Below are 12,019 nucleotides of genomic sequence, written 5' to 3'. Positions count from 1 at the left end.
GTCGGGCGGGTTCAAAACGTGACCGCGATCCCGGCCATGCCGACGAACTGGCCGTGCGTCGTCGACGGCGTGAGCTGCTGCGAATCGCCGACGATCGGCGCCGCGTCGACGATGTGGCCGGCGCCTTGCGCGCCGAGCGTCCGCCCGCTCGAATGCGTGTACGCCTGCAGCGCATAGAGCGTCGTGCGTTTCGACAGGCTGTACGACTCCTTCAGCGAGTACTGCTGATAGCGGGCCGCGTTCGCGACGCCGTTCGCCTTCGATGCGAGCGTGTACGCGAATGCGCCGGCCACCGAGAACGTCGGCGTGAAGCGGTACGCGGCGAGTGCGCCGTAGGTATTGAACACGGCCGTATCGGTGAAGGCCGAGCCGTTGCCGGGCAGGTACTTCACGTTCGAATAGTTGAGCCCCATCGTCAGGTCGCCGAGCGTGTAGTTGCCGGCCGCCGCGACCTGCTCGACGGCCTTCGCGGTCAGGTAGCCCTGGTTCAGCACGGACACCGCGAAGCTGCCCGACGACGCGGTGGCCGGATTCAGGAAGCCCACGGAAGAGCCCGAGCTGTTGATCCGCAGATAGCCGGCCGCGATCCCGATCGGCCCGTTCGCGTAGCGCAGCGCGGCGCTGAACGTGTTGCCCTTGCCGGTCGCGCCGGCAATGCCGCCGAATGCGTACATCGCGCTCGCGGTCAGCCCGGCGAAGGTCGGCGACGTATAGGTAACCGAATTGTTCACGCGAATCGTCGTGTCGAGGCCGTCGATGTCGCCCGGATGCGCGCCGGTCGCACCGGTCAGCCAGCTGCTCGACGCGTACGGGCCGACGAACAGGAAGTAGGGCGTGTACTGGCGGCCGGCCGTCACCGTGCCGTAGCTCACGTTGCGCAGGCCGACGAAGGCCTGGCGATTGAACATCGTGCCGGCGGCGGCCTGCGCGCCCGTATTCAGGTTGAAGCCGGCCTGCAGGTCGAAGATCGCATGCGTGCCGCCGCCGAGATCCTCGTCGCCGCGCAACCCGAACTTCGACGCATACAGGTTGCCGTCGCGCAGGTAGATGTTCGAGTGCCCTTGCTGGTTGTTCACGTACGCGAGCGAATCGTCGACGACGCCGTACAGCGTGACGCTGCTCTGCGCATGGGCGGCGGTCGCGCCGAGCGAAGCGGCCGATAAAATCAGGATTGCATAACGGTTGACGGGTGCTTTCATTGTCGATCTCCGGGGTGCGTCATCTTTTCAAGGGGCGGGAGGTTGAATGCCTCCTCTGTGGCAGGCGGCGGGCTGCGCGAACGGCCCGCCTGATCGGGTTGGCTTCAGTGGTTCAGTGGTCGAACGCGACGACGAGGCGGCGCCACGCACCGTCCCCCGCATCCTGCTCGACACGCGCGCCGCGCACGGCGACCGGGCCTTGCAGCGACGCGGGCAGCAGGATCTCGACGCGCTCGGCCGGGCGCGCCGGGCGGCCGTCCCAGCGGACCGACACGCCGAGCACGCCCGACGCCTCGCGGCCGGTCTCGATGCGCCACAGGCCGTATTCGCCGTCGCGCCACGCTTCCGTCTCGCCGTCGTCCTCGACGCATTCGCCGTACGCGACGCCATCTTCGATCCGCGGTGCGACGACGAAGCCGCGCGTGTCGGCACGCGCACCGAAATGCTGGACGGCGACGTTCAACGGCAGCACGCGACCTTCGCGCAGCAGCATCACCGGCGTGTCGAGCGGCGCGGGCAGCGTCACGCTCGCGCCGCCGTCGAACGACTGCGCGCTCGAACAGCATGTCCAGCGTGCGCCCGACGGCAGGTACACCGTGCGTTCGGTCCGGCCGGGATCGACGACCGGTGCGACCAGCAGCGCGTCGCCGAGCATCATGTCGTCGCACGCGTCGTAGCAGCGCGCATCGCCGGGGAAATCGGCGAGGGTCGGCCGCAGCACGGGCTCGTAGCGCGTCGTCGACAGCCACAGCAGGTGATAGAGGTACGGCAGCAGCCGGTAGCGCTGCTTGATCAGCGACGCGACCTGCGCGGTGATCTCCGGGTACATCCACGGTTCGTTGACGGTGCCGTCGTCGTTCCACGAATGAATGCTGAAGCGCGGCATGAAGATGCCGAACTGCACCCAGCGCAGCAGCAATTCGGGCGACGGCGCGGGGCCGGAGAAGCCGCCGATGTCGTGGCCGATGTTCGACACGCCCGACAGCGCGAGCCCAAGGCCCATCTTCAGGTTGTAGCGCAGCGTTTCCCACGACGTAGTGTTGTCGCCGGACCAAGTCTGCACGTAACGCTGCATGCCGGCGCCGCCGGAGCGCGACACGAGGAACGGCCGCCGCGCCGGCGCATGCGCGCGCTGCGCGTCGCGCGACGCGCGCATCATCAGCATTGTCTGCAGCACCTTCGCTTCGCGCGCCGGAAACGGCTGGCCGAAGCCGTGCGCGATCGCGTCGGGCGACCAGATCTCGTATTCGTTGTTGTCGTTCCAGGTCGATTGGATCCCGTATTCCAGCAGCGCCGACGTGACCTGCTCCTGCCACCAGCGGTAGGCGTCCGGCTGCGTGAAGTCGATGTACGCGCCGACCTCGTCCCAGAACTGCACCCATGCGGGCTCGCCCGACGCGGAACGGATCAGCAGCCCGCGCTGCGCGGCGTCGTCGAAGGCGGGATGGTCGCGCAGCAGGCACGGCTTGATGTTCGCGCACAGGCGGATGCCGTGGTCGCGATAGTGCTGCACGAAGCCTTTCGCATCCGGAAACTTGTCGCGGTTCCAGTTGAACACGTAACGCTTCGCGCCGATCGACGTATAGCCCGACGACAGGTGGAACGAATCGCACAGGATGTCGTGCGCGTCGCACTGCTCGACGAACTGGTTCATCTGCTGCTGCGCGTCCGGCGCGTCGGTATAGCTCATCGTCGAACCCGAATAGCCGAGCCCCCATTTCGGCGTGCGCGCGGGGCGCCCGGTCAGCCACGTGAAGCGTCGCGCGGCCGCGAGCGGCGTCGCGGGCGACGCGATGAAGTAGTAGTCGAGATCGCCGTGCTCGGCGACGAAATAGCGATAGAGCCCGTGATAGTTGTCGAGCTCGCGGCCCATGTCGAACACGCAGTCGGACAGCGTGTCGTAGAACAGCCCGAAGCCCTGGCACGCATCGGGCGACCACGTGATGTAGAACGGGATGTGCTTGTACAGCGGGTCCGTGCTTTTCGCGCTGTAGCCCATCGCGTCGACGTTGCGCATCTCGAAGCGCGCGCCCGTGCGGTCGAGTTCGCCCGCGCGTTCGCCGAGGCCGAACACCTTGTCGCCGCGCTCGCGGGCGACGTAGTGATACGCGCGATCGTCCCACCAGCCGAAGTTGTATGCCTGCGTCGCGCGGTCGGCGAGCGCGACGCGCCATGCGCCGTTCGCGTCGCGCATCGACCACGTGCAATGGCCGCCTCGCCGGCGCACCATAAGCCGGACCTGCGCGGTTTCGATCCGCACGCCGTCGTCGTCTTCGACGAAGTCGTAGTGGGGCAGCGCGAAGCCGCTCAGGTCGAGGCGGTCGCGCCCGTCGAGCGGCACGTCGTCGAGACCGGGTGCGATCGTCCACGTGCGCGGGGTGCGCGCCGTCGCGTCGGGCAGCACGCGCACGCGCACGATGTCGTCCTCGAGCACGAAGATTTCGACGGTGGCGCCCGTATCGGACGCGAGCAACACGCGGTTCGCGTGGTGGCTGGCGACGCGGAACACGGGCGGATGAAGGAGCGAAGTCATGAATGCGATTCCTGGTGAAAACGGAGGTCAGGCGTGCTGCGCGAGCAGGCGTTCCTGCTTCGACTGCCCGCGGATCAGCAGCGCGAGCAGCGTGACGCCGATGATGTCGAACAGCCCGAGGCACGCGAACAGCGGCGCATAGCCGATCTTGTCGGCGAGCGCGCCGACCAGCAGCGAGAAGCCGAGGCCGCCGATCCACGCGGCCATCCCGGCGAAGCCGCTCGCGGTACCGACTTCCTCGGGGTCGAACACGTCGGCCGACAGCGTGTTGACGAGCGCGGAGATCATCTGGTGCGCGAAGCCGCCGACGCAGAACAGCGCAATCGCCGTGTACGGCGACGACACGAGCCCGATCATCGCCGGCCCGAGCATCAGCACCGCGCCGAGCGCGACGCCGGCGACGCGCGACCACACGAGCGGCAGCTTGAAGCGATTCGCGAGGTACGGCGACAGGTAGCCGCCCGCGATGCCGCCCAGGTCGGCTGCGAGAAACGGCATCCACGCGAATACCGCGATCTGCGTGAGCGGCATGTGGCGCTCGGTCGCGAGGTACAGCGGAATCCAGAAGCTGAAGGTCTGCCACGCGGGTTCCGCGAAGAAGCGCGGCAGCGCGATCGCCCAGAAGCGCCGCGCGGTGACGACGTCGCGGATGCGGCGCTTCGACACGGGCGGCATCGTCGCCTGGCCGTCGCGGATCAGCGTGCGCTCCTGCGGCGTGAGGCGCGGATGGTCGGCCGGGGACCGGTACTGCGTGTACCAGAGCGCGGCCCACAGGAACCCGAGCGCGCCGGTGACCATGAACGCGGCCTGCCAGCCGAAGCGCATCGAGATGAACACGACGAGCGGCGGCGCGATCGCGGCGCCGAGCGACGTGCCCGCGTTGAAGTAGCCGACCGCGACGGATTTCTCGCGATCGGGAAACCATTCGGCGACGGCCTTCATCCCCGACGGAATCGCGGCGGCCTCGAACAGGCCCAGAAAGCCGCGCAGGATGCCGAGCGACAGCCAGCCCGATGCGAAGCCGTGTGCGACGCCGACCACCGACCACAGCATCGCGAACAGCGCGAAGCCGAGTCGCAGCCCGATCAGGTCGACGATGAAGCCGCACACCGGCTGCATGATCGTGTAGCCGATCTGGAACGCGCCGACGATGTACGAGTACTGCTGCGTCGAGATCGCGAACACCTGCTTGAGTTCGGGCGCGAGCACCGCGAGGGAATTCCGTGCGAGGTAGTTGAGGATCGTGCCGAGACATACGAGCACGATGATCCACCAGCGCAACGCCTTGACTGTCTTCACTGCTGTCTCCTGTCAGGGAGGGCGGCGCGCGGCGCCTGCCCGGTCCATGAGGGCCATCCGTCGGAATGGCTTGTTTCGTTCTGGTTCGTACGATGTCCGATCTTGATGCACGCCGGTTTTTGCCGGTTCATATCGAAATCACGGTGTTCGAGCGAACATTTCGTCGTCACAAAGCTGCAATGTTATCTGACGACTGATCATTTTCGAACATCCTATGTTCGAATGCGAATCCGGTCAATGTGAATCTGCATTCGAACGAACGTACTCGGGGTTTTCCCGATGACCGGATGGCGACCGTGAGCGGCGACGCAGGGCGATCGGCCGTCAAAGGCCCGTGGGGCGGGGCCGAACGATCGTCCGCACGGTCGACGGACGCCGGTTGAGGCGCAACACACCCTGATGAAAATTTATTTCTTTTCAGTCGGGAGATTGTGTAAATTCATTTTCATCGAACCTTGCAACAACCCTTCGCATGACGCCTCTCGTTCCGCCCGATGTCAGTCACGACGAACCCGCGATCGCCGAGCGGATCGCGTCGGCGATGCCGTTGATGACGCCGATTCACCGGCGCATGGGCGAGTTCGTGCTCGCGAACCCGTTTCGCGCGGCGACGATGCGGATCGACGAGCTCGCGCAGGCCGTGAATGCGTCGATCGCGACCGCGAACCGCTTCGCGAAGGCGCTCGGTTTCGACGGCTATCCGGCGATGCGCGCGGCGCTCGTGCGCGGCTTCGAGGCCACGCTCGGGCCGGTCGAGCGGCTGCGTTCCGCGCAGGAGCAGGAATTCGGCGTACGCGGCGCAGTCTGGATCGATGCGGTATTCGACCAGGCTGTCGCCAACATCGAGAACACGCGCGCGCAACTGGACGCGGCCGATGTCGAGGCGGCGGTCGAGGCGATCGTCGGCGCGCGGCGCGTGCTGATTCTCGGCGCCGGGTCGAGCGCGTTCCTCGCCGGGCTGATCGAGCATGGCCTGTCCGTCTGCCATGACAGCGTGCAGTCGCTCGCGCTGCTCGGCGGGCCTTCGCATGCGGCGCGACGCCTGTACACGGCCGATTCGCGCGATCTCGTGATCGCGCTCGCGTTTCCGCGCTACGTGAAGGACACGATCGAGCTGGCGCGTCGTGCGGCGGCGCGCGGCGCGCGCGTGCTCGGCATCTCCGACGGCCCGCAATCGCCGCTCGCGCCGATCGCGTCGCTGAACCTGTACGTGAAGGCCGAGCGGCGTTTCGCGGCCACGTCGGAAGCGGCCGTGCTCACGATGATCGAGGCGCTGATCGATGCGGTCGCGCTGCGCACGCACCGGTCCGCGAAATCCGCCGCCGAGATGACTGAATTCCTGCTGCCGTGGCTCGTGCAGCCGCAAGCGGCGCTGCCGGCCGCCAACCCTTCTTCCCCACGTCCGAAAAAATCATGACTTCACCCGCGATCGTCGCGATTCACGGCGGCGCAGGCACGATCCTGCGCGAAGCGATGGATACCGACACCGAACGTCGGTACCGCGCCGAACTCACCGCGATCCTGCAGGCCGCGCAGCAAGTGCTGGCCGACGGCGGCAGCGCGCTCGACGCCGTGACCGTCGCGGTGCGCATACTCGAGGACTGTCCGCTGTTCAACGCCGGGCGCGGCGCCGTCTATACGGCCGAAGGCAAGCACGAACTCGACGCGGCGGTCATGGACGGCGCGACGCTCGGCGCCGGCGCGATCTGCTGCGCGACGCGCGTGCGCAATCCGGTGCTCGCCGCGCGGCGCGTGATGGAGGCGAGCGAGCACGTGCTGTTCGCCGGCGCGGGCGCCGATGCGTTCGCGGCCGCGCAAGGGCTCGAACTCGCGGAACCCGGCTACTTCGACACCGAAGCGCGGCATGCGCAGTGGGTCAAGGCGCGCGCGGCGGCCGGCATGATGCTCGACCACGATGCGGCCAGCTTCGCGTTCGGCGGCGCCGCGCAACCCGCCGAGCCGCTCGATCCGGACCGCAAGCACGGCACGGTCGGCGCGGTCGCGTGCGACGTGCACGGCCATATCGCGGCGGCGACGTCGACGGGCGGCATCACGAACAAGCAGCCGGGGCGCGTCGGCGATTCGCCGATCATCGGCGCCGGCTGCTATGCGGACGACGCGACCTGCGCCGTCTCCGCGACCGGCACCGGCGAGATGTTCATCCGGCTCGCGACCGCGCATGACGTGGCCGCGCAGATCGCGTATCGCGGCGCGTCGCTCGCGGACGCCGCGCACGACGTCGTGATGAACAAGCTGCCGCGCCTCGCGGGCCGCGGCGGGATCATCGCGGTCGATGCGCACGGCAACGTCGCGATGCCGTTCAACACCGAAGGGATGTACCGCGGCTACGCGCGCGTCGGTGAAGCGCCGGTCGTCGGCATCTACCGCGACGATGCGGCCTGATTCCGGATCGCACGAGGAGAGATGCCATGACTTCGAGCCGTAACCCGTCGCCCCTGACGTTGCCCGAGCAGCGCGTGGTGGCCGTCGACGACCTGTCGGTCACGTTCCGCCGCGAAAACGCGACGTTCGACGCGGTGCGCAACGTGTCGTTTCACGTCGATCGCGGCGAGACGCTCGCGATCGTCGGCGAATCGGGCTCGGGCAAGTCGGTCACGTCGCTCGCGCTGATGCGGCTCGTCGAGCACGGCGGCGGCGAGATCACGAGCGGCCGGATCGCGTTCCGGCGCCGTGGCGGCGCGCTGGTCGATCTCGCGCGGGCGAGCGCCGCGACGATGCGCGGCATCCGCGGCGCGGACATCGCGATGATCTTCCAGGAGCCGATGACGTCGCTGAACCCGGTGTTTACGGTCGGCGACCAGATCAGCGAGGCGATCGCGCTGCACCAGTCGAAGAGCGCGGCCGAAGCCCGCGCGGAAGCGCTGCGGCTACTCGATCTCGTGCGCATCCCGGAAGCGCGCCGCGTGTTCGCGCGCTATCCGCACCAGTTGTCGGGCGGGATGCGACAGCGCGTGATGATCGCGATGGCGTTGTCGTGCCGGCCCGCGCTGCTGATCGCCGACGAGCCGACGACCGCGCTCGACGTGACGATCCAGGCGCAGATCCTGCAACTGGTGCGCGGGCTGCAGGACGAAATGAACATGGGCGTGATCTTCATCACGCACGACATGGGCGTGGTGGCCGAAGTGGCCGATCGCGTGCTCGTGATGTATCGCGGCGAGAAGGTCGAGGAGGGCGAGTCGGACCGCATCTTCGCGACGCCCGCGCATCGCTACACGCGCGCGCTGCTCGCGGCCGTGCCGCGGCTCGGCTCGATGCAGGGCACCGACGCACCGGAGAAATTCCCGCTGTTGAAGGTGGACGGCACGAACGCGACGGCCACGGCCGCGACGACGGCGTCCGCGGCGAACGACGCGCAGCCGCCCGTCGATCATGCCGCGCCGCCGATCCTGCGCGTGCGCGATCTCGTCACGCGGTTTCCGGTGAAGAGCGGCGTGTTCGGCCGCGTGTCGCAATACGTGCATGCGGTCGAGCGCGTGAGCTTCGAGCTGCGTGCGGGCGAGACGCTCGCGCTCGTCGGCGAATCGGGTTGCGGCAAGTCGACCACCGGCCGTTCGCTGCTGCGTCTCGTCGAATCGCAAAGCGGCTCGATCGAATTCGACGGCCGCGACATCAGCGCGCTGAAGGGCCCGGACCTCCAGGCGCTGCGTCGGAACATCCAGTTCATCTTCCAGGACCCGTTCGCGTCGCTGAACCCGCGCCTGACCGTCGGCTTCTCGATCATGGAGCCGCTGCTCGTGCACGGCGTCGCGAGCGGCAGCGAAGCGCAGGCGCGCGTCGACTGGCTGCTCGACAAGGTCGGCCTGCCGCCGGAGGCCGCGCGCCGCTATCCGCACGAATTCTCGGGCGGCCAACGCCAGCGGATCGCGATCGCGCGTGCGCTCGCGCTGAATCCGAAGGTCGTGATCGCCGACGAGTCGGTGTCGGCGCTCGACGTGTCGGTGCAGGCGCAGATCGTCAACCTGATGCTCGACCTGCAGCGCGAGCTCGGCGTCGCGTACCTGTTCATCTCGCACGACATGGCGGTCGTCGAGCGCGTCAGCCATCGCGTCGCGGTGATGTATCTGGGCCAGATCGTCGAGATCGGCCCGCGCCGCGCGGTGTTCGAGGCGCCGCAGCATCCGTACACGAAGAAGCTGATGAGCGCGGTGCCGGTGGCCGACCCCGCGCGCCGGCATGCGCCGCGCCAGCTCGCGGCGGACGAGATTCCGAGCCCGATCCGCGCGGTCGGCGACGAGCCGGTCGTCGCGCCGCTCGTCGCGGTCGGCCCGGATCATTACGTCGCGACGCATCGCGTGGGCGGCGCGTATTGAGGAGTGGCGTCGTGCGCCGCGATGACGGTGCGCGAACCAGCAGGCAGTCGAAACCGAAACGCCCGTGAGGCGTCACCGATTCACCGATAGGAGCCCAGCAAAATGAGCAAGCAGCATCCGTTTCCGATGTTTCGTCCGCGCGCATGCTTCGTCGCGCTCGCCGGCGCGTTCGCGCTGTCGGCCGCGCTGCCCGCGTTCGCGCAGCAGACCGCGGTGATGGCGGTGGATTCGACCTTCACGACGATGGACCCGTACGACGCGAACGACACGGTGTCGCAGGCGGTCGTCAAGTCGTTCTACCAGGGGCTGTTCGGCTTCGACAAGGACATGAAGCTCGTCAACGTGCTCGCGACCGGCTATGAAGCCAGCCCCGACGCGAAGACGTACACGATCAAGCTGCGCTCGGGCGTGAAGTTCCACGACGGCACCGATTTCAACGCGGCGGCCGTGAAGGCCAACTTCGACCGCGTGACCGATCCCGCGAACCATCTGAAGCGCTACAACATGTTCCGCGTGATCGAGAAGACCGAAGTGGTCGATCCGACCACCGTGAAGGTCACGCTGCACGAGCCGTTCTCGGCGTTCATCAACACGCTTGCGCACCCGTCGGCCGTGATGATTTCGCCGGCCGCGCTGAAGAAGTGGGGCCGCGACATCGCGCTGCATCCGGTCGGCACCGGGCCGTTCGAGTTCGTCGAATGGAAGCAGACCGACGACCTGAAGGTGAAGAAGTTCGCCGGCTACTGGAAGAAGGGCTATCCGAAGATCGACGCGATCGACTGGAAGCCGGTGGTCGACAACAACACGCGCGCGGCGCTGATGAAGACGGGCGAAGCCGATTTCGCGTTCCGCATTCCGTTCGAACAGGCGGCCGACCTGAAGAGCAACCCGAAGGTCGACGTGGTCGAGCGGCCGTCGATCGTGCAGCGCTACGTGTCGCTGAACATGCTGCAAAAGCCGTTTGACAACCCGAAGGTGCGCCAGGCGCTGAACTACGCGGTGAACAAGGAAGCGCTCGCGAAAGTTGCGTTCTCCGGCTTCGCGACGCCGTCGACCGGCGTGGTGCCGCAGGGCGTCGATTACGCGACGAAGCTCGGGCCCTGGCCGTACGACCCGGCAAAGGCGCGTGCGCTGCTGAAGGAAGCCGGCTATCCGAACGGTTTCGAGACGACGCTGTGGTCCGCGTATAACAACTCGACGTCGCAGAAGGCGATCCAGTTCGTGCAGCAGCAGCTCGCGCAGGTCGGCGTGAAGGTGCAGGTGCAGGCGCTGGAGGCCGGCGAACGCGTCGCGAAGGTCGAGAGCGCGCCGGATCCGGCGAAGGCGCCGGTGCGGATGTACTACATCGGCTGGTCGTCGTCGACCGGCGAAGCGAACTGGGCGATCACGCCGCTGCTGGCCGGCGCATCGGCGCCGCCGAAGCTGGTCAACACCGCGTACTACAAGAACGACACGGTGGACGGCGACCTGACGAAGGCGCTGGAGACGGTCGACCGCGCGAAGAAGGCCGAGCTGTACGCCGATGCGCAGAAGCAGATCTGGGCCGATGCGCCGTGGATCTTCCTCGTGCAGGAGAAGATCGTGTATGCGCGCAGCAAGCGGCTGCAGGGCGCGTACGTGATGCCGGACGGCTCGTTCAACTTCGACGAGATCTCGCTGAAATGACGGCGGTTTGCCCGCCACGCAGTGCCGGCGGCGCGAGCCGCCGGTGCGCTGACTCGATCGGTGTCCCATGCTGAATTTCCTCGTCAAACGCCTGTTCGGCCTGCTGCCCACGCTCGCGATCGTCGCGGTGCTGGTGTTCCTGTTCGTGCATCTGCTGCCGGGCGACCCGGCGCGGCTCGCGGCCGGTCCCGAAGCCGACGAGGCGACCGTCGCGCTCGTGCGCGCCGATCTCGGGCTCGACCGGCCGCTGCCCGCACAGTTCGCGCGTTTCTTCGCGAAGATCGCGCACGGCGATTTCGGGATGTCGACGCGCAGCAAGCGGCCGGTATCGACCGAGATCGGCGAGCGCTTCATGCCGACGCTGCTGTTGACGCTCGTCAGCATGGGGTGGGCGACGGCGTTCGGGATGGCGATCGGCATTGCGTCGGCGGTCTGGCGCAATCGCTGGCCTGATCGGCTCGGCATGACGCTCGCGGTGTCGGGCATCTCGTTTCCTGCGTTCGCGCTCGGCATGCTGCTGATGGAGATCTTCTCGGTGAAGCTCGGCTGGCTGCCGGTCGTGCCGGACGGCACGTGGAAGAGCTACGTGCTGCCGTCGCTGACGCTCGGCGCCGCGGTCGCGGCGGTGATGGCGCGCTTCACGCGCGCGTCGTTCGTCGAAGTGCTGAACGAGGATTTCGTGCGCACCGCGCGCGCGAAGGGCGTGCATGAACCGATGGTCGTGCTCAAGCACTGCCTGCGCAACGCGATGATCCCGGTCGTCACGATGATGGGGCTGCAGTTCGGCTTCCTGCTCGGCGGCTCGATCGTCGTCGAGGCCGTGTTCAACTGGCCGGGGCTCGGGCGCCTGCTGGTCGACGCGGTGACGATGCGCGACTACCCGGTGATCCAGGCGATCGTGCTGCTGTTCTCGCTGGAATTCATCCTGATCAACCTGACCGTCGACGTGCTGTACGCGGTCATCAACCCGACCATCCGGTTCAAGTGAG

At 67.7% G+C, this 12,019-nt stretch carries 8 protein-coding genes; 5 read left to right on the top strand and 3 right to left on the bottom strand.

Going from position 1 to position 12,019, the window contains the following annotated elements:
- Positions 1–11: 11 nt before the first annotated feature.
- The 3 genes from J8I35_RS11115 to J8I35_RS11105 form a co-directional block, all read right to left on the bottom strand.
- A complete protein-coding gene (locus tag J8I35_RS11115) occupies positions 12–1,199 on the bottom strand; it encodes a porin (protein ID WP_089489281.1) in 1,188 nt (395 codons plus the stop codon).
- Between the two features lie 112 nt (positions 1,200–1,311).
- A complete protein-coding gene (locus J8I35_RS11110) occupies positions 1,312–3,732 on the bottom strand; it encodes a glycoside hydrolase family 31 protein (RefSeq protein WP_209925391.1) in 2,421 nt (806 codons plus the stop codon).
- A 27-nt stretch (positions 3,733–3,759) separates the two neighbouring features.
- Positions 3,760–5,031: an MFS transporter gene (locus J8I35_RS11105; protein WP_124594658.1), complete on the bottom strand. Its 1,272-nt coding sequence runs from the start codon at positions 5,029–5,031 to the stop codon at positions 3,760–3,762.
- Between the two features lie 472 nt (positions 5,032–5,503).
- Between J8I35_RS11105 and J8I35_RS11100 the strand changes: the two genes are divergently transcribed.
- From J8I35_RS11100 to gsiC, 5 genes are all read left to right on the top strand, one after another.
- Positions 5,504–6,448 (top strand): MurR/RpiR family transcriptional regulator, encoded by a 945-nt coding sequence (locus tag J8I35_RS11100; protein WP_209925390.1) that lies wholly within the window; start codon positions 5,504–5,506, stop codon positions 6,446–6,448.
- The gene (locus J8I35_RS11095; RefSeq protein ID WP_209925389.1) at positions 6,445–7,434 is read left to right on the top strand and encodes an isoaspartyl peptidase/L-asparaginase; all 990 of its coding nucleotides are present in this window, start codon (positions 6,445–6,447) and stop codon (positions 7,432–7,434) included. The genes J8I35_RS11100 and J8I35_RS11095 overlap by 4 nt, the downstream gene beginning before the upstream one ends.
- Positions 7,435–7,460: 26 nt before the next feature.
- Positions 7,461–9,365 (top strand): dipeptide ABC transporter ATP-binding protein, encoded by a 1,905-nt coding sequence (locus tag J8I35_RS11090; RefSeq protein ID WP_124554143.1) that lies wholly within the window; start codon positions 7,461–7,463, stop codon positions 9,363–9,365.
- A 102-nt stretch (positions 9,366–9,467) separates the two neighbouring features.
- On the top strand, positions 9,468–11,030 hold the full coding sequence (gene gsiB / locus J8I35_RS11085; protein WP_089489285.1) for a glutathione ABC transporter substrate-binding protein GsiB: 1,563 nt from the start codon (positions 9,468–9,470) through the stop codon (positions 11,028–11,030).
- A 67-nt stretch (positions 11,031–11,097) separates the two neighbouring features.
- Positions 11,098–12,018 carry a glutathione ABC transporter permease GsiC gene (gene gsiC, locus J8I35_RS11080; RefSeq protein ID WP_050010825.1) on the top strand — a complete coding sequence of 307 codons (921 nt, stop codon included), beginning with the start codon at positions 11,098–11,100 and terminating at the stop codon, positions 12,016–12,018.
- Position 12,019 lies beyond the last annotated feature (1 nt).

The organism is Burkholderia sp. CpTa8-5, from assembly GCF_017815045.1.
Classification (GTDB): Bacteria; Pseudomonadota; Gammaproteobacteria; order Burkholderiales; family Burkholderiaceae; genus Burkholderia; species Burkholderia sola.
The sequence above is the reverse complement of the archived record's forward strand: the minus strand, read 5'-3'. Positions and strand labels throughout refer to the sequence as shown.

Bases quoted from the DNA above. Each gene is read 5' to 3' on its own strand.
- J8I35_RS11115 (WP_089489281.1), bottom strand. From the start codon at position 1,199: ATGAAAGCACCCGTCAACCGTTATGCAATCCTGATTTTATCGGCCGCT.
- J8I35_RS11110 (WP_209925391.1), bottom strand. From the start codon at position 3,732: ATGACTTCGCTCCTTCATCCGCCCGTGTTCCGCGTCGCCAGCCACCAC.
- J8I35_RS11100 (WP_209925390.1), top strand. From the start codon at position 5,504: ATGACGCCTCTCGTTCCGCCCGATGTCAGTCACGACGAACCCGCGATC.
- J8I35_RS11095 (WP_209925389.1), top strand. From the start codon at position 6,445: ATGACTTCACCCGCGATCGTCGCGATTCACGGCGGCGCAGGCACGATC.
- J8I35_RS11090 (WP_124554143.1), top strand. From the start codon at position 7,461: ATGACTTCGAGCCGTAACCCGTCGCCCCTGACGTTGCCCGAGCAGCGC.
- gsiB (WP_089489285.1), top strand. From the start codon at position 9,468: ATGAGCAAGCAGCATCCGTTTCCGATGTTTCGTCCGCGCGCATGCTTC.
- gsiC (WP_050010825.1), top strand. From the start codon at position 11,098: ATGCTGAATTTCCTCGTCAAACGCCTGTTCGGCCTGCTGCCCACGCTC.